The 18,968-nt window shown below is 39.4% G+C and carries 15 protein-coding genes and 1 tRNA gene; 11 read left to right on the forward strand and 5 right to left on the reverse strand.

The genetic code is table 11. The features are described from left to right. Positions 1-168: 168 nt before the first annotated feature. Genes KDU71_RS22040 through KDU71_RS22050 form a run of 3 tightly spaced genes read left to right on the forward strand, consistent with a single transcriptional unit; the run spans position 169 to position 1,855 of the window. Positions 169-900, forward strand: a complete 732-nt coding sequence (locus KDU71_RS22040; protein ID WP_212193293.1) for a hemerythrin domain-containing protein — start codon at positions 169-171, stop codon at positions 898-900. Then, on the forward strand, positions 900-1,475 hold the full coding sequence (locus KDU71_RS22045; protein ID WP_212193294.1) for a response regulator transcription factor: 576 nt from the start codon (positions 900-902) through the stop codon (positions 1,473-1,475). Before KDU71_RS22040 ends, KDU71_RS22045 begins: the two co-directional genes overlap by 1 nt. A 2-nt stretch (positions 1,476-1,477) precedes the next feature. Beyond that, positions 1,478-1,855 (forward strand): RDD family protein, encoded by a 378-nt coding sequence (locus KDU71_RS22050; protein WP_212193295.1) that lies wholly within the window; start codon positions 1,478-1,480, stop codon positions 1,853-1,855. On the opposite strand, the gene KDU71_RS22055 is transcribed toward KDU71_RS22050, so the two are convergent. Together KDU71_RS22055 and rlmH are read right to left on the reverse strand one after the other, a co-directional pair. Continuing rightward, positions 1,852-5,535 (reverse strand): sensor histidine kinase, encoded by a 3,684-nt coding sequence (locus KDU71_RS22055; protein WP_212193296.1) that lies wholly within the window; start codon positions 5,533-5,535, stop codon positions 1,852-1,854. The two genes, KDU71_RS22050 and KDU71_RS22055, sit on opposite strands and share 4 nt — an antisense overlap. A gap of 45 nt (positions 5,536-5,580) precedes the next feature. Then, positions 5,581-6,054 carry a 23S rRNA (pseudouridine(1915)-N(3))-methyltransferase RlmH gene (gene rlmH, locus KDU71_RS22060; RefSeq protein WP_212193297.1) on the reverse strand — a complete coding sequence of 158 codons (474 nt, stop codon included), beginning with the start codon at positions 6,052-6,054 and terminating at the stop codon, positions 5,581-5,583. Positions 6,055-6,261: 207 nt separating this feature from the next. On the opposite strand from rlmH, the gene KDU71_RS22065 reads away from it, so the two are divergent. Both KDU71_RS22065 and nadC read left to right on the forward strand, forming a co-directional pair. Continuing rightward, a complete protein-coding gene (locus KDU71_RS22065; RefSeq protein WP_212193298.1) occupies positions 6,262-6,666 on the forward strand; it encodes a DUF4783 domain-containing protein in 405 nt (134 codons plus the stop codon). Next, the gene (gene nadC, locus KDU71_RS22070) at positions 6,663-7,508 is read left to right on the forward strand and encodes a carboxylating nicotinate-nucleotide diphosphorylase (RefSeq protein ID WP_212193299.1); all 846 of its coding nucleotides are present in this window, start codon (positions 6,663-6,665) and stop codon (positions 7,506-7,508) included. The genes KDU71_RS22065 and nadC overlap by 4 nt, the downstream gene beginning before the upstream one ends. A 144-nt stretch (positions 7,509-7,652) precedes the next feature. On the opposite strand, the gene KDU71_RS22075 is transcribed toward nadC, so the two are convergent. Then, positions 7,653-8,843 carry a transglutaminase-like domain-containing protein gene (locus tag KDU71_RS22075; protein WP_212193300.1) on the reverse strand — a complete coding sequence of 397 codons (1,191 nt, stop codon included), beginning with the start codon at positions 8,841-8,843 and terminating at the stop codon, positions 7,653-7,655. Positions 8,844-8,990: 147 nt separating this feature from the next. Beyond that, on the reverse strand, positions 8,991-11,615 hold the full coding sequence (locus KDU71_RS22080) for a valine--tRNA ligase (RefSeq protein ID WP_212193301.1): 2,625 nt from the start codon (positions 11,613-11,615) through the stop codon (positions 8,991-8,993). A 304-nt stretch (positions 11,616-11,919) separates the two neighbouring features. Here KDU71_RS22080 and KDU71_RS22085 point away from each other — a divergent pair, with 304 nt between their 5' ends. The 3 genes from KDU71_RS22085 to KDU71_RS22095 are packed head-to-tail and all read left to right on the forward strand — an operon-like array spanning position 11,920 to position 15,238. Further along, positions 11,920-12,468, forward strand: coding sequence for a hypothetical protein (locus KDU71_RS22085; protein WP_212193302.1), 549 nt, complete (start codon positions 11,920-11,922; stop codon positions 12,466-12,468). Beyond that, entirely contained in the window at positions 12,458-14,770 is a 2,313-nt protein-coding gene (locus KDU71_RS22090; RefSeq protein WP_212193303.1) for a TonB-dependent receptor, read from the forward strand. Before KDU71_RS22085 ends, KDU71_RS22090 begins: the two co-directional genes overlap by 11 nt. A 48-nt stretch (positions 14,771-14,818) precedes the next feature. Then, positions 14,819-15,238 (forward strand): Fur family transcriptional regulator, encoded by a 420-nt coding sequence (locus tag KDU71_RS22095; protein ID WP_212193304.1) that lies wholly within the window; start codon positions 14,819-14,821, stop codon positions 15,236-15,238. A gap of 105 nt (positions 15,239-15,343) precedes the next feature. Here KDU71_RS22095 and xerD read toward each other — a convergent pair whose 3' ends face one another. Beyond that, a complete protein-coding gene (gene xerD / locus KDU71_RS22100) occupies positions 15,344-16,243 on the reverse strand; it encodes a site-specific tyrosine recombinase XerD (RefSeq protein ID WP_212193305.1) in 900 nt (299 codons plus the stop codon). A gap of 188 nt (positions 16,244-16,431) precedes the next feature. Between xerD and aroQ the strand changes: the two genes are divergently transcribed. The 3 genes from aroQ to KDU71_RS22115 all read left to right on the forward strand — a co-directional run bounded on the left by aroQ (position 16,432) and on the right by KDU71_RS22115 (position 18,967). Continuing rightward, positions 16,432-16,854: a type II 3-dehydroquinate dehydratase gene (aroQ, locus tag KDU71_RS22105; protein WP_212193306.1), complete on the forward strand. Its 423-nt coding sequence runs from the start codon at positions 16,432-16,434 to the stop codon at positions 16,852-16,854. A gap of 96 nt (positions 16,855-16,950) precedes the next feature. Then, a complete protein-coding gene (pyk, locus tag KDU71_RS22110; RefSeq protein WP_212193307.1) occupies positions 16,951-18,375 on the forward strand; it encodes a pyruvate kinase in 1,425 nt (474 codons plus the stop codon). Positions 18,376-18,893: 518 nt separating this feature from the next. Beyond that, positions 18,894-18,967 (forward strand) — tRNA-Asp (locus KDU71_RS22115). Position 18,968: the final 1 nt, after the last annotated feature.

Genomic DNA, 18,968 nt, shown 5'->3' on the forward strand with positions numbered 1-18,968 from the left:
GCGCCGATGGTACTGCGTAGAAGTGGGAGAGTAGGTCGCCGCCTTTTTTTTAGAGAAACCTCTTATTCATTCGAATAAGGGGTTTTTTGTGTTTATACTTATCTTATATTGTTTGTTATTTTAATTAATTCCAAATAAAAACTATTTTTGTGGCCTAACAATTTGTTTATGCATATTACAGGTGATATGAAAATGGTGGATGTTGTTCAACACGACATCCAACTACTGGCGGTTATACAGCGCTTTGAAATTCCTTTGGGTTTTCGAGAAAAAACAGTTAAAGAAGTTTGTGATGGACACGAAGTAAATGTAGACTTCTTTTTACACATCGCGAATTCATTTCATGATAAAGAATTTTTAGATTGGCAAAAGTTTAAAACTTTTCCTATAGAATGGATAATTCGTTATCTCAAAAATGCACATCGCTGCTATATTGATTATCGCATTCCTGAAATTGAACGTCAGATACAGAACTTTGAAAAGCAAGTTGATATTAATGAGAAGAATATTGATTTGTTATTAAATTTCTTTAGAAAATACATTACGGAGTTTAATGCACACATAGAGCAGGAGGAAAAAAATGTATTTCCATATATTATACGTTTAAATCAGCTTGTAAATGAACCAACTTCTGAAGGGATTGACACGTCCGATGAATTCTTTATAAAGCAATATCACGAGGAGCATAATAATATTGAAGAAACGTTATTTGACCTGAAAAGTATTTTACTGAAGTATCTTCCTCCGCCGGTTAATAACTGTTTGTATAATAACTTGATATATGACATATTCAGGTTAGAGCGTGATTTATTAGATCATGCCGAATTGGAAGAGAACGTTCTTTACCCATTGGTTAAAGAGATGGAAGATATTTTAATGTCGAATAGAAGCAATAAATAATGGCCAGAGTACTAATTGCCGAACAATCACATATAATTGGATTAGGCTTATACAACCTGGTTAAAAGCTTCCAGGAAGTTGAAAGCATTAAAATTGTTGCACACGGAGAAGACTGTTGTAAGATCATAGAGCAATATGAGCCTGAATTACTCTTTGTAAATACTACCTTTCTTAAACCAGAGATGATGCAAAAGGTAATGGACTTAAAGAAATCAGATGCTATACTGCTTCATGTTTTTAATACTTCTTTACCACTTGATGCACCATTGACGCAGATATCTATTTTAGACAGTAAACAAAACCTACATCAAAAGATTGAAGAAGCTTTGAACAAGGTAAAAGAGTCTACTGATGAAATGGATACCGAAGAATTGAGTCCAAGAGAAAAAGCGATATTGAAAGAAGTTGCTTTAGGTTTAACTAATAAAGAAATTGCCGAAAAAACGTATATTAGTACACACACTGTGATATCGCATCGTAAAAATATCACCCGGAAACTGGGAATTAAAACGGTGTCAGGATTGACAGTGTATGCGATATTGAATAATATTATTCAAATGGATGATATATCCTGAAGATGACAAAAGAAGGCAAGCTGCAAATTGGACGAATTAATTTCTTTACCGAACGGCTACTGGCTGGTGTAGTCGATGGTAGCATTGTATTGGGACTATCATTATTTCCTCGTATTGGGTGGTTGTTTGGACTCATATATTTTTTGTTTAAGGATAGCTTGCCACTATTGAATGGACAAAGTTTTGGACGCCGCTTGTTCAAAATTAAAGTAATTAATAAGGCAGATGGTACTGGCCTAATGAAGTCACCCGATAAGGCACTTATCAGGCAAATCATTTTTCTGGTACCAGTCTTAAATTTGCTTGAATTGTATCGGTTTTTTACCAAATCAGAACGCTTTGGTGACACCTGGACTGATACAACCGTTGTTAGAAGTTAATCTTCTTCATAAGCTGGAAACTGGATGTAGAAGGTAGTACCAATATCTTCGGTGGTTTTAAACCAGATTTCACCACCACTATTAACAACAATATTCTTCACAATAGCCAGGCCTAGTCCCATGCCGCTTGATTTTGTTGTAAAATTGGGCATGAAAATCTTGCTCATTACATCATTGCTGATTCCTTTACCATTGTCCGATATAGCTATCGTTATCTGCGATTCTACTGAGGTTGCCGTAATTTTTATAATCCCTTCTCTATTAGCAGGAATTGACTGAACAGCATTTTTAATGACATTATTAAAAATACTAACCAATTGGTCAGGATCCGCAAAAACAAACCGTTTGGTTGCTTCAGTGTTCAGGCTAAAATGCATATCAGGTTCTGACTTCTCAAACAGCGCTGTTGTATTAATGAGCTTTTCAATAATATCCACTTTTGTTCGCTTAGCTTGTGGCATTTTAGCAAAATTCGAAAACTCGTTGGCAATGGTGTGCAACTGGTCAATCTGCTCGATGAGTGTTTTTGATACACGCTCAAGGTAGCTATCAAAATCTTCGGGGTTGTTTTCCCAGGCTTTAGTCAGGTATTGCACGCTAAGTTTCATTGGAGTCAGCGGGTTCTTAATCTCATGTGCAATCTGTTTAGCCATCTCGCGCCATGCCATCTCTCGCTCCGATTTAGCCAGTTTTTCAGCGCTTTCTGATATCTCATCAACCATACGATTGTATTCTTTAACCAAATTGCCAATCTCATCGTTGCCTTTATAGTTTATTTTTTGGTTCAGCTTATCTATTCGTATTTGTGCCAGGCGATCCTGTATCAGGAAAAGAGGGCGAGTGATTCGGCGCGAAATGAATACCGCCACGCCAATAGCAAATAGTACAAATAGAAGGTATGCATTAATAACTGCTACTATAAGTGAATAAATTTCTGATTTAAGTTCGTTATTACCAACGAAATAGGGGAGGTTTAAGTAAGCCAAAACGTTTCCTTCATAGTTATATATTGGTACATAGGCTGATGTGAAATGTAGTGTACCAATATATTCCTCATGGATGTATTCTGCTTTTTGCAGGTTAGTCAATTGATAAAAAGCATGGGTATTCATCATTTGACCAGATAATCCTTGCTGATATACTTCAGGGCGTGATGTGGCCAATAGCCTACCGTTAGTGTTATATAGGTTAATATCTGAATAAAAAACATTTGAAAATTTCTGTAACAAGTATTGCAGGTAGTCATGCATGCTATAATCAAGCTCTTGTTCGTTAACAATTTTTTGCTCCATCTCCTGTAGCACTGATTTAATGCGTTGCGATAGCATCTGATTGTTTTTCTGCTTAAACTGGTGAATGGAGTAGAATACTGAACTGATACCTATCGCTAATAAAATGACTACCATTAGGCTGACAAATGTGATCTGTATTTTTTCCTGTATCGAGAAGTTGACAGCAGAATTCTTGTGGGTTCGTGTAATAAAGAAGATGATAGCAGTAAGTAGGAAAAACAGCAGTGCGTAAACAGAAAATGACATTAATAGATAAATGATCTTTATTTCAGGCCGGCTTAACACCAGCACTGTATCTTCATTCAATTGATATATCAAGTGAACCGTATTCTCATTATGAAAGAATAGCTTGCTGCCAGATTCTGTTTGTGGAAATGTGTTGTTAATTGAGTACCTGTATGGGCCCAATTGTTTAACAAGTTTATTGTCGATGAACTTTGCAAATGAATAGTTTTTATAAAGAGCATTGTTTATCTGTTCAGACTGGTTTTGTAAAAGCTCGGGATATCCCAGGCCTGAAAAAATGGGTGTTGAGTTTATTTCACAATAAAGGGTTGTCTCTTTATTTGGATCATCCTGCAGATATGGAATTTTACCAAAATATGTAATCTGACCGTTATCGTTATCCAGAAAATAGAAATAATCACATGATTCCAATGTTTTGCCCTGCTTAGTAATCAGCTCATCAAAGTATTGATAGCAGTTAGTGGTAATATCTTCCGATTCAAGGTATAAAGGCGCACTTTCCCAGCACACTACTATTTCAAGGTTATAACGCTTCCAATAACCGTAAAAATAGTTTTTCTCAAGGTAGCTGTTTATAAGTTCCTCATTGTTTTCGTTATCTAGCAGTAATTTAATTAGTTGCTCATCTGATTTTAGTTTTTCTTCAATATCACTCAGGTACATTTCGGCTATTGGATCCGATTCTCTGGTGAGTTGGAATGATAAATTTTCGATAAGTAACTCCCGGCTATCTTTTTCTTTATCAAGGTTGTAATGGTACAACAGAATTACCAGGTAGAAAGAAGTAATAAATATTACCCAGATAAAGGAGCTATAGGTAATACCATTTGAATTGTTGCGTTGAGCAGTAAGTAGTATAAAGCCAATGACTAAGAGTACTACCGGATGTATGAGTAGTAGAAAGTTTTGGGTTATGAGGCTAGTAATAAGTGCTATAAAAATAAATATACCGGCGATTATCAGGTATTCTTTTCTTGATAGATGGGATTTTATGGCAACTATAATCCGTTCGAAAATGAAAAGAACAGATATGTATAAAAGACAGATGATTATCAGCTTATATAATGCAATTGAGTTGAGATCTGTGATGTTGAAAAATACTGCTGCCTGCGATGAATTATTAACAATAATGGCAAGTAGCTTGTCTGCTGCTAAAAACAAAATAAGCAACAGTACAAATTGAGTTGCTATGAACAGGTACTTGCTAATTCTCGATTGTTTGTAAAGAAGAAAAGCAGGTGTTTTATAGTATCTGTAAAAACAATAGGCAAATATGAGTATGAAAAGGCTAAACATTAGCAGACTGCCAAGCGAAGAGAGCCAGTCGGAAAAGGCAAAGACGACAGGCGAGAACAAAGGATGGTAGCTAAAATCTTTTGGGATAGCAAAATTGATAAACACCAGCCAAAGTCCTACAAAAAACACCAGTGAACCAATTAAAAAATGATTACTCCATGCTCGGTTTTTAAAGTTATCTAACACTTTAATGCCAATGGCAATAAGTAGCGAAAAGCATAACAGGTATAATGCAAAAGCAGCTATGCTGGTTGGCGATGTTATCTGATGATAGCTATAATGAAGGGATAGCAGGTAATTATCGTTGATATCATATATGGGAACCGTATTTTCGCTTTGAATCAGACTGATGTCAGGGTTGTGTGTGATGGTAAAGTCATCAGCAAAGTCATTGTTCAGGAATTTGTTCTGGTATTCATACTGCTTTTTAATCAGACTGATTGCCAGTAGTTCATATCTGCCAACATTTATGCGGTGTTGCAAATACCAGCCATTGGCCAGTTGTATTACAGAAGCCGATTTGGCAACTACTTTGTTGATGGGAACAATGTGAGTGGACCAGGCAATAAGAGTTGAGTCTTCATATAAATAGAGCAGCTGATCCTTCTTTGCCAGCGAATCCATTGTTATCCACCTATTGTGCTCATTCCATTTGCTTGAATCGTTTAAACCAGCCAGCGATTGTATTAGTTCGTTTTGTTTGTCCTTTATTGTTAGCTGAATTGAGTACGAGTCCGCATCATGGGTATACTCATGATCGAACTGATGTTCTACTATTCTTCCTAATAGGTAAAGGGCAATAGCAACTAATAAAAGTGTGATAATTTTGTGCTGTTGGCGCGACATAGTCATGGTTTAATACACTAAAGATAGAAAAAATCGGAGAGGGGCCTACTCATGGTGGTATGGTTCATTTTTTAAGATAGTCATGGCCCGGTATAATTGTTCAGTGAAAACCAGTCTGACCATTTGGTGTGAATAGGTCATCTTCGACAGGCTGATTTTACCATTTGCTTTTGCATAGACTTCATCAGAAAAACCGTAAGGCCCGCCGATTACAAACACCAAGCGCTTTAAGCCTGCTACCATATGCTTTTGTATCATGGTGGCAAATTCAACTGAACGATACTCTTTGCCCTTCTCATCCAGTAGCAATATGTGATCGCCTGCTTTAAAGGTTTGCAGAAGTAATTGGCCTTCCATGCTTTTTTGTTGGTTGTTCGAAAGGTTTTTAGTTTTTTTCAGGTCAGGTATTACCTGCATTTCATAAGGCAAATAGTGCTTTAAGCGCTTCTCAAATTTCTCAATGCCAGTTTGTAAATAAGCTTCGTCTGTTTTACCAATCACAACCAAAACAACTTTCATGCGTATACCCCTTTTTTAACAATAATAAATTAAAACCTTAAAAGTGTAGTTAAATTAAGCTAAACCTCTATTTTTGTTGTAAAAGTAATGAGTGATTGTTGAAATCAAGAGGAATAGTGGATGGAATAATGAAGTTGGGCACTTATTTATATTACATTTTAACTAAATAGGCTTGATATTTGTAAATGTTTGGTCGACAAACGCTAGATGATGATTAATTTCAAATACATTTTTACGATTTCGCTGGTTGTGTTTTTAACCACTCAATTGCTGTATGCCCAACAAACGGCTTCTTTGCCCGATGGTGTTATTATGGCAGTAAAAAACAGCGATGCCGAAAAGCTGTCAGCTACCTTTAATGAGCAGCTTGAAATTATTTTGCCTCATAAAACTGCGGTATACAGCCGTAAGCAGGCCGAAATGGTTTTGAAAAACTTCTTTGAACAGAATCCGATTACCGAATTTAAGTTGATTCATCAAGGGAAAAAAGATAAAGCCTCATATGCCATTGCCAATTACTACACGTCAAACGGGCAATTCCGCTTTACTTTTCTGACCAAACAAAAAAGTGGTAAAATTTATATTCATCAGATAAGAATTGAAAGACAATGATTAATGAATTAATTGATCAGTTTATTGATATCTCCATACGCGAAGATATTGGAGACGGTGATCATTCTTCACAATCATGTATTCCTTCAGCTGCTGAAGGGAAGATGTATTTACTGGTTAAAGAAGAAGGGATTTTGGCTGGTGTTGAAGTGGCCAAAAAGATATTTCATAGAATTGATGCAGAAATTAGCCTTGATATACATATTAATGATGGGGCCAAAGTTCAAGTGGGCGACATCGTGATGCATGTGAGGGGTAAAGTTTGGTCGCTGTTGCAGGCCGAGCGATTGGTGTTAAACGTGATGCAACGCATGAGTGGCATTGCTACCCGCACGGCCGAATATGTAGCTCGTTTGGAGGGAACCAACACCAGAGTGCTTGATACGCGTAAAACAACGCCAGGTATGCGCTACCTTGAGAAGGAGGCAGTGCGTTTGGGAGGAGGAGTGAATCACCGTATGGGCTTGTACGACATGGTGATGCTTAAGGATAATCACATCGACTTTGCAGGGGGTATCGAAAAGGCAGTGCAACAGGTGAAAAGCTACCTAAAGGATAAAGGTAAAGACCTTAAGATTGAGGTGGAAGTGCGCGATTGGAATGAGCTTGAAGAAGTGATACGTGTGGGCGGCATTCAACGCATTATGCTCGATAACTTTTCGGTGGAGGATACTAAAAAGGCGGTTGATTATATAAATGGAAAGTTTGAAACCGAATCAAGCGGGGGTATCACCATTGATACCTTGAGAGATTATGCGCTTTGCGGTGTAGATTATATCTCGGTGGGTGCACTCACGCACCATATCAAGAGTTTGGATTTGAGCTTAAAAGCTATGGACTAGGATAAGAGCATGGGCAGGATCCCGTTAGAAATAGTAATCCCCTTCGTGACCACTGAGGTCAAGCAAAGGGGATTATTTTTTAGAAGCAAGCTGTCCTTATTAGCTTGCCCTGCGTACATTAAATCGTTTCCAGCTAAACCTTCACTACTTATAATAAAGCTTCAGCGACTGAGGTTCATCTGAAATATTGAGCTTAATAGATTTCATCTGACCAGCTTCTCCCGTGTAGTTAAAGCTGTAGGTTTTGTTCTTTTCCAATACAAACTCAAGTACGTCGTTCATATCTTGTGTAGGACCTGCTGTACGGCCGCCACCCACCTGGTCGGCACCACAAAATACATCCACATTCACAGACATGCGATCATCGCCCTGGAAGGTGCATACATCGTCTTTAAACATCATCACCTTAACGGTAACATGCGTTTCGGCAATCTTTTTTGCAGCTTCTTCGGCTTCGTATAGCTGTATGTAACGCTCCGATACATTAACAGCCGGTACATATTTAATATCAAAATCCCAAACCAATGGAAAGTGAATGCCTGTTGGTTTCCATGAGCTGGCATAGATGGCATGCTCTGGATTATCGGGAATAGACTTACCGGCATCAGGCAAAAACCAGCTTTTATTTAAACCGCTGGGGTAGTATTCGGTGAAATACCACTGACCATCAATCCACACCTCGTTCCAGTTGTGGTTACCTCGTTTATCGTGCCAGTTTGGTGTACCGCCAATACGTGATGGAATGCCAACGGCTCTGAAAGCATCGGTTAGCAGAATGGACAGGCCACTGCACGACGCCATGTTTTGCTTCATGGATTCATAAGGGCTCTGGTCGGGTTTTTCACGTTTGGTATTGTAGTCTACGATAACTTCGTCGCGTATATTTTTATTTACCGAGTCGATAGCCGAACGGATGTCTTTACAGTCCTTCACATATTTTGAGAAGCGCTCGTAAAAATCCTTTCGCCAGTTGTCGCGTCGTTCGTTAAGGCTGGCATAGGGGAGCACATCGTTAAAAAATACTGAATCAGGAATGGCCTGTGCCCATGCAAACTGCTCACGGGCTATAAAAGCATAGTCTGTATTTTCAAGAATAAAATCGGCACTTAGCACTTTTAGATCGTGCTCGGGCATGTAAGCGATTAAAAAGGCTACTGCCTCTTTCTGGTTAGCAGGGGCTGCCTCCAGGGCCTTTTTGATTTCAGGCGCATTTTGTTCGGCTTTAACAAGGGCTTCATCGAGCAATTGATGATACTGTTTTGGAATGCCAGTGTATTTTGTGCAGGCACCCAGACTGAGCACCATTAATAGTGCGAGGATTGATTTCTTCAGCATGATAATTACAATTTGTTTGAAGCAAAACTACAAAAACTATGGGCTGATAGATGTTAAGTGATGTTCAGATAGGTGAACAAGCTACAGTAAAACGGCAAAAAGAAAGCCGGCAAAATGCCGGCTTTTATCTATATAGAAAATCTTTCGCTATTTTTTCAAACGGGCGATGCTTTCCGTTAATGTTTTGATTTTTGCTTCGGCATCGGCCTGCTTTTGGCGTTCCTTGGCCACAACGGCTTCGGGGGCACTGCTCACAAAGCGTTCGTTACCCAGCTTTTTCATCACACCCTTGAGGAAGCCTTCCTGATGCGCCAGTTCTTTTTCGAGCTTCTCCAACTCTGCCTCTACGTCAATCAGGCCTTCCATAGGCACAAAATATTCACTCGTACGCACCATAAACGAAACAGCTCCTTCTACTTTCTCATTAACCATATTTAGCTCGCTCAGGTTAGCCAGCTTACAAAGTACGGCGTTGAAATCAGCAGTAAAACCTTCGCCTGACAAAATACTTAACGAAAGAGCATCTTTCATCGGGATGTTCTTTTCCTTGCGGATCGTACGCACACCACCAACACCTTCTTTCAGCATTTCAAACTTATCGATGATAGATGCATCCAAACCTTTAGCGGTTGGCATGTCTGATACCATGATACTTTCGCCTTCTTGACGCTCTTCCAGTGCCTGCCATAGCTCTTCTGATAAGAATGGCATAAATGGATGTAACAGACGCAGCAACTTATCAAAGAATTCACTGGTGGCTTTGTAAGTGGCTGCATCCAATGGTTTTTGATAAGCTGGTTTTACAGCTTCCAGGTACCATGATGAGAACTCCTGCCAGAAAACGGTGTAAACCGTCATCAGGGCATCAGAGATGCGGTACTTCTCGAAATGGTCGTTCATGGTGGCAATGGTCTGATCCAATTTAGCGTCGAACCAGGCGATGGCTTGCTTAGCCGACTCAGGTTGCTCGATGCTTTCATTAATCTCCCAGCCTTTTACCAATCGGAAGGCATTCCATATTTTATTGGCAAAGTTACGGCCTTGCTCAGGTAAGTTTTCGTCAAATAGCAGGTCGCCTCCAGCAGGCGAGCACAATAGCATACCCACACGCACACCATCGGCACCATACTTGGTAATCAAATCCAATGGATCAGGCGAGTTACCCAGCGATTTCGACATTTTACGACGCTGCTTGTCGCGCACCATACCAGTAAAGTACACATTCTTGAATGGGAAAGTGCCTTTATATTCGTAGCCGGCAATAATCATACGCGCCACCCAGAAGAAGATGATATCGTGCCCTGTTACCAAGTCATTGGTAGGGTAATAATAGTCAATTTCAGTCTGGTCTTCGCCATAGCCGTCAAATACCGATAGTGGCCATAGCCAAGACGAAGCCCATGTGTCCAGCACATCTTCATCCTGCCTAATGTCGGCCATGGTTAAGGCTGTGTTGCCCGTTTTTTCTTTGGCCAGTGTTAATGCTTTTTCGTCATTTTCGGCAACCACATACGAGCCGTCGCTCAGGTAGTAAACAGGAATGCGGTGCCCCCACCACAGCTGACGTGAGATACACCAGTCTTTCACGTTTTCCATCCAGTGACGGTAAACGTTCTTGAATTTCTTAGGATGAAACTCCACTTCATCACTCATCACTGCTTCCAATGCAGGCTTGGCCAGTTCTTCCATTTTCAGGAACCACTGGGCCGATAGCTTTGGCTCAATCACCACATCAGTACGCTCCGAGTAGCCTACCTTATTGGTGTAGTCTTCTATTTTGGCTAAGCTACCTGCTTCTTTTAGAGCAGGAATGATTTTATCTCTTACATCAAAGCGATCTTCGCCGATGAATAGCTCTGCGGCCTCGCTCAATGTGCCGTTATCGTTAAAAATATTGATGCTTTCGAGGTTGTGGCGCATGCCTATCTCGTAGTCATTGATGTCGTGGGCAGGAGTAATCTTCAAACAGCCTGTACCAAACTCCATGTCTACATACTCATCTTCAATAATAGGTATGGAGCGATTGATAAGGGGTACCAATACGCGTTTGCCTTTCAGGTGTTTAAAACGTTCGTCATTGGGGTTGATACACACTGCCGTATCACCTAATATCGTTTCCGGGCGAGTAGTGGCTATAGTTACGAACTCATCGCTTCCCTCAATCTGGTAGTTCAGATAATACAATTTCGATTGTACTTCTTTATAGATCACTTCCTCATCCGAAACAGCTGTGAGTGCTTTACAGTCCCAGTTAACCATGCGCACGCCACGGTAGATATAACCTTTTTCAAAAAGGTCAACAAACACCTTAATAACCGCATCACTGCGCACTTCATCCATTGTAAAGCTTTCGCGATCCCAATCACACGAAGCACCTAACTTCTTTAATTGCTGTAGAATAATTCCGCCATGCTCTTTGGTCCAGTCCCATGCGTGGTCTAAAAACTCATTGCGGGTCAACTGTTTTTTGTCAATGCCCTGCTCCTTTAGTTTGTTAACTACTTTGGCCTCGGTGGCAATAGATGCATGGTCGGTACCTGGCACCCAGCAAGCATTTTTGCCCATCATTCTGGCACGACGGATTAATATATCCTGAATGGTATTGTTAAGCATGTGTCCCATATGCAGGACGCCGGTGACGTTTGGTGGTGGGATGACAATGGTGTAGGGTTCGCGCTCATCAGGAACCGACTTGAAAAATTCATTATCCATCCAATACTTATACCACTTGTCCTCGGTAGCAGACGGGTTGTACTTGCTTGCAATTTCCATAATTGTAATTGTCTTTCTTCGTTTTTCGTAATGATTACCCATGGCCATATGCCAGGGAATTTTGATAAGGATGCAAAAATAAGAAAAAAAACAGTGTTAAGGTATTGTTTCAAGGAGAAGTGAACGCTTTAAAGCTTAACAAGCATTTAGTCGATCGTTAACTGTGAAGGTAAGAAAATGTATATTGTAATGTACAGATAATCAGTGTTTAGATGGGGGATGATTGTTTTGGATACTTTATAAATGCAACAATGTTGCATTAAAATCGTTACTTTTGCAGCAAAACACTTTGATTTTTTAACTTATGAAGAAAGTATTTCACATTTTAATGTTCATGGTTGCCATTATTGGTTTATCATCATGCGACAAAGATGATCCTGTAATTCCTAATGAAGGTGAATTAATAACCACTCTTATCTACACTTTAACTCCGCATAATGGAGGAGAATCAGTGGTTTTATCGTTTAAAGATATGGGAATGGGACAGCCCGAGGTAGTTACAGGAACTTTAAAGGCTAATACTAGCTATTCAGGTGCCATAAGGCTATTAAATGAAATTGAAAATCCTGCAATTGATATTAGTGAAGAGGTAAAAGAGGAAGGCGACGAGCATCAGTTCTTTTATTTGAGCACGATTGAAGGCCTTAATGTCAACTATACTGATGTTGATGAAGATGGTTTGCCTATTGGTTTAGCTACGCAGGTGGTCACTATGGCTGCGGGTTCGGGTGAGCTAACCATTATTTTACGTCATGAACCTGCGAAAGGTGCACCAGGTGTGTCGGACGGTGATATAACTAATGCTGGTGGAGAAACAGATATTGAAGTAACTTTTGAGGTGGATGTTGAATAAGTTCACATATCTCATCGCTTTTTTTGCTTTCAATGCCAGTTATGGGTGGGCGCAATTGTGCAACAATAGCCTTGTGGGCCATGTAGTTGATCAGCATAGTGGTGATGCAATTGCCTACGCTGCAGTGGCTGTTGAAGGAACCAATAAAGGAACCATTACCGAAGAGGATGGTTCCTTTGTGTTAATGCAATTGTGTAATTCAGATAAGGTGCTGCATGTTAGTTGTGTTGGTTATAAAAGGGCGATAATTAATCTGGATAGTTTTAATGGAGGTAATCTCCATATCCAACTCGTGAAAGCAGTAAGCACTTTTGATGAAATTGTGGTTAATGCCAATTACTTATCCGAGGCACAGCAGGCAACAAAGAAAGTTAACTCAGAGGACATCTCTCAGGGGGCTAACCAGAATCTGGCAGGGCTGCTGGAGGCTGTTTCCGGAATCAGTTCGCTCAAAAGTGGCGGAGGTGTATCCAAGCCAGTGGTGCATGGTCTTTATGGCAATCGCCTGCCAATATTAAATAATGGTATTGCTCAGAGCGGACAACAGTGGGGTAATGACCATAGTCCCGAAATTGATCCTTTAGTGGCAAATACCATAAGTGTATTAAATGGGGTTGATGCCTTGGAGTATCAGGGACGCTCGCTGGGAAGCATGGTATTGGTGGAGCCTGCCAGGATAAGTGCCCTTGAACAGTTAAACGGGCAGAGTAATATTTTTTTTGAATCAAATGGCCGCGGAGCAGGTTTAAACCTTCAACTACAGCAGAGTGCCCCAGGTTTGGCTTGGAAAGTGAATGGGACTCTAAAGAAGAGAGGAGATCAGCATGCAGCCAATTATTTTTTAACCAATACAGGCGTGGAAGAGGCGAATATTGCTGCCCAGCTTGAAAAAAAGATTAATGAGCAATGGTATATTGATGCCTACCTGAGTTCATTCAATACACAAATTGGTATCTTGAGAGGTTCTCATATTGGTAACATTACCGATTTGGAGGAGGCACTGAAGCGGGATGTGCCTTTTTATACTAAAGAAAACTTTTCCTATGCGATTGATGCTCCGCGGCAAACAGTGCAGCACCATTTACTAAAGCTTCATGCAAAACACCTGATAAACAGCAGGAGGTGGGTCCATTTAACCTATGCCACTCAGTTTAATAATCGAAAAGAATTTGATGTAAGAAAAGGTGATCGCTCTGATATTCCGGCCATGAGTTTGACTCAATTCTCTCATTATTTGAAGGCTGGCTATACATCATTACTTCGCAATAACTGGAGGTGGAAAGCCGGACTGCAGTTTACATTTATCGATAATACCAACCAACCGGAAACCGGCATTTTGCCTTTGATCCCGGATTATAATTCTTATGAAATTGGTCTGTACTCATCTTTTAGTAAGAAAATGGATTACTGGGATTTTGATTTCGGTTTACGCTATGACAGGCAGATTCAAAATGTGGCGGCAATTTCAACAACAGTGCCACGAGAAATACTGCGATACAATAATCTATTTTCAAGCTACAAGTTGGCACTACAAGCAAAAAACTACCTTAGTGAAGGTGTGTATTGGTTGACTGGTGTTAACCTGGGGACAAGAAATCCAGAGGTGAATGAGTTGTATAGTAATGGTTTGCACCAAGGGGTGGGCGGGATAGAAGAAGGGGATTCCACTTTAAAACCGGAGACAGGTATTAAAGTTAATGCCTTAATTAATGGCCAATGGTGGCATAAGGTGCAACTTGAAACGGATCTTTACTATCAATATATTGATAACTATATATTTCTTAATCCGCAAGATGAAATACGTTTAACCATCAGGGGGGCTTTTCCTGTGTTTAAATATGAGCAAACAATGGCACATATTTATGGTGCCGATCTCAATCTATCCTATCTGTTTAGTTCGCAGTTGAAGGTGAAAGGACAATATAGCTATTTGCGAGGTCATAACATAAGTGATAATGAACCTCTGATTTATATGCCATCTAACCAGTTGAGGTTTTCTTTTACTTATGAGCTGGAGCGTATGGCAGGTTTGGAGAATGTGACTATTGAAGGCAATTATCAATATGTATTTCGGCAAAATCACTTGCAGGCCGATCAGGATTATGTGTTGCCGCCTGATGGATATGGTTTGATTGGGGTGCGTATGAGTGCAGATAAGCGATTTAAACATCACCGCCTTCAGGCTTATGTGAAATTCGATAATTTACTAAACAAAGCTTATCGCGATTATATGAATCGCATGCGCTACTTTGCCGATGATTTGGGGCGTAATGCGGTAATTGGTCTAAATATATATTTCTAACTCAGTCACCGTTTTCTTTAACGTGCTAAAACAATTACTTTTGCCAATATGATGAGTGAAGAAAGTATAAAAGAATATTTGAGAGAGAGAGCTCTTAAAGCAACACCCATCAGGGTAGGTCTGCTGAGTTTGTTGAGTGAGCGCGAATCGGCTATCCCATATTCGGAAATTCAGGAGAACCTGAAGAGTTTTGATCGTGTAACGCTGTATCGTACACTCAATGCATTAATCGACGGGGGGATAGTACATAAGGCATCAACTTCAGGCGATGAAACGTATTATGCTTTGTGTAGTCAGAACTGCTCTAAGCATTGTCATAAGCACGAGCATATTCACTTTAAGTGCACAGCATGTCATGAAGTATCGTGCATGCATATTGAGCAGGCCATTAAAATTTCAATTCCGAATTTTCAGATAGAAGAAGTTTCCGTAGAGGTGAAAGGCGTGTGTGACAAGTGTTGCAAATAACGATTGCTGAGTAGCTGTAATAACTGTTTTTGACTTCTGGAGATTTATCTGATAATAAAAAAGCGCAACTGACATCAGCTGCGCTTGAAAAATTTCTCGATATCATTACGATCTTGGATGGAATTGAATGAGTGTGTTCTTTAAATATTCCTTGTCAAGATGTGTATATATCTCGGTAGTAATTATCGATTCGTGTCCTAACATTTCCTGTACCGCTCTCAGGTTAGCTCCTCCGTCAATTAAGTGAGTTGCAAATGAATGGCGGAACGTATGTGGGCTGATATTTTTTTCAAAACCTAATTTTCTGGTCAGGTTTTTAATGATAGTAAATATCATAACGCGTGATAACTTACGCCCTCTGCGATTTAAGAATAGAATATCCTCATCTTCTTTATGAATCTTAAGGGTGCGGCGGTATTCGCTTAGGTATAAATTAATTTCTTTAATGGCCTTGGAGCTAATAGGAACTAATCTTTCTTTGTTACCTTTTCCTTCAATCTTAATAAACCCAGATTCGAAGAACAGATTTGAAATTTTAAGTTCAATCAATTCTGAAACCCGTAATCCGCAGCTGTACAGTGTTTCTAGTATAGCTTTGTTACGCTGTCCTTCAGATTTTCTCAGGTCAACAGAATTAATAATCGTGTCAATTTCCTCTACAGATAAGATATCTGGTAGTTTACGTCCAATTTTAGGAGATTCGAGCAAGGCAGTAGGATCTTTCTCAACTTTTTCTTCAATTAATAAAAATTTATAGAAAGATTTAATGCCGCTGATAACGCGAGCCTGGGTGCGTGGGCTGATGCCTCTTTCACCAATCCACTCCATCATTTCCTTTAGGTCTGCAAGAATAACATCCTCTGGTCCTTTTTTACTCCCTTTGTCCTCCAAAAACGTCACCAACTTTGTGAGGTCAGTAATGTACGCATGGATGGAATTGTCAGATAAACCTTTCTCAATTTTAAGGTAATTTCTGAATTCACTAATTTCTGATTCCCAATTCATAATAAAACTTTTAATTGTATTTCCCGATTTCGTATCAGTAAAAATAAGAATTGAACTGATAACGAGCAATAAAAATAAAGAAAAATTTAAAATAATGTTTATTTTCCCTATGAAATTTTAATTTTTCTCTGTGTTTTTTTATTCCAACAAACTATCGTAATTTTGCGGCCATAAATAGTACAGCCAATATGAACTTGTTAATAATAAACGGTCCTAATTTAAACCTGTTAGGTAAACGTGAGACTTCCATCTATGGATCAGAGGCCTTTGAAGTTTATCTTAACAAGCTCATAAAAAGTTACCCTGAAGATGTCTTGAGTTATTTTCAGTCGAACAGCGAAGGGGAAATAATTGATAAAATCCATAATGAAGGTTTCTCTGTTGACGGTATCATTCTCAACGCAGGAGCCTATACTCACACTTCATTGGCAATTGCCGATGCAATATCAGCTATTAAGAGTCCGGTTATTGAAGTACATATTAGTAACGTGCATAAACGCGAGCAGGTACGTCATAAGTCATTTCTGTCACCTGTTTGTAGGGGTGTAATAGCAGGATTTGGACTTGACTCATACCGTTTGGCTATTGAAGCTTTTAAATTATCAGAATAATATAGAAAAGAGTGTTTGAAAAGTTGAATCTAAGTAGGGGAAGGACTTAGTTCAGCATAATATAAATTGTTGCATACCACCAAGAAAAATTTAGTTATGAAGAAGTTTACCAAAATTGTTGCTACAATTTCGGATCGCAATTGTGATATTGATTTTCTGAAGAAACTGTACAAAGCAGGCATGAATGTCGTGCGCCTGAATACTGCGCATCAGGATTTTGAAGGCGTATTGAAGGTTGTGAATAATGTAAGAGCTGTTTCAGATAAAATAGCCATCTTAATTGACACTAAAGGTCCGGAAATCAGAACCACTAAATGTGAGGCTGATATTGAGTTGACAACAGGTGATGTGTTGAAGGTAAAGGGTGATTTGGATGGAATTTCGAGCAACGAGTGCATTTGCGTAAGTTATGGAGATTTCGTTCAGGATATGCCTGTTGGAGGTCAGATTCTAATTGATGATGGCGAAGTGGCTCTTGAGGTTTCATCCAAAGAAGATGACCATTTGCTTTGTAAGGTGCTGAACAACGGAATTGTTGGTAGCCGTAAAAGTGTTAATGTTCCGGGAGTAAGAATTAACTTACCATCAGTAACAGAAAAAGATCGCAACTTCATCAAATTTGCTGCTCAGAATAATATCGATTTCGTAGCACACTCATTTGTTCGTAACAAAGAGGATGTGATTGAAGTACAGCAGATTCTTAATGAGATGGAAAGCCCGATGAAGATTGTGGCTAAAATCGAAAACGAAGAAGGTGTTGAAAATCTGGATGAGATTTTGGAGCATGTGCACGGAGTGATGGTGGCACGAGGTGATTTAGGTATTGAAATTCCACAGGAGAAAATCCCTGGAATTCAACGACGCATGATTCGTAAATGTGTTGAAGCCAAAAAGCCAGTTATTGTTGCTACGCAAATGTTGCATACGATGATTAAAAATCCTCGTCCGACACGAGCTGAAGTAACAGATGTGGCCAATGCCATATACTACCGTACAGATGCCATCATGTTAAGTGGTGAAACAGCCTATGGTAAGTATCCTATTGAAGCAGTTAAAACAATGGCTAAGATTGCCAAGGAAGTAGAAGCTGCTAAAGATAGCCGTTACGACATACCTGTACTGCAAGATAAAAATGATATTACAGCCTATTTAGCCGATACAGCTGTTCAGGCAAGTAAGAACCTGGATATTAAAGCTGTTTTAACAGATAGCTTAACCGGAAAAACAGCCCGTTATTTGGCTGCATTCAGAGGTGCTTGTCCTGTGTATGCACTTTGCTACAATTCTAACGTCGGTCGTCAGCTGGCACTTTCTTATGGTATTTTCCCTCGTTTAATGGAAGATGGAAGTTCTAAGAAAGAAATTCTGAAGAAAACGCTTAAAAAGCTATTGAAGAAAGAAATCCTAGTTGAAGATGATTTGGTAGCTTATTTAGGTGGAAGCTTCGGTATTGGTGGCGGAACAACCTATTTGGAAGTAATTACCGTTAAGGCTTTGCTTAAAAAGGTAGATAAAGACTAATCATTCATTGTATTTTACAATATTAATTAAGGTGTCATTACATGGCACCTTTTTTTGTATCTGACCAAATTATACGATTGATCCGCATTTAAGATTATACCTTGAGCAAAGATTGTTGCCAAAGTAACTTAAGTTAGTTGTTAATGTACTTTATGTGATAGTATTCGTGTATGTTTATCCTGAAATGCCAATAAACTATCAAGGAGAATAAAACTCAGAATAGTGTTGTCAGGCTTTAAGGTACTCATATTTTGTAGCTGGTTTTTATGGCAGAATGGCTGAAGGAAAAAAAACAGAAAAAAGTTTTATTCATAAATAGCTGACAGCAAAGCATGAATGGATTTGAGGTTAATAAAATCCGCACTTCTATTGAAAAAATGTATTGCATAATAGAAAAGAAGCTTTATCTTTGCATCGCTTTCAGAAACAGGGGTACCACTCAATACGGTATCAATAAAGGGAAGCAGGCAATTTGAATGAAAATTGCATCAAAAAAAAGACTGTAGAAAATCTAAACTGGTCTGGTAGTTCAGCTGGTTAGAATGCCGGCCTGTCACGCCGGAGGTCGCGGGTTCGAGTCCCGTCCAGACCGC

The sequence above is a fragment of the Carboxylicivirga sediminis genome (assembly GCF_018156225.1).
GTDB lineage: Bacteria > Bacteroidota > Bacteroidia > Bacteroidales > Marinilabiliaceae > Carboxylicivirga > Carboxylicivirga sediminis.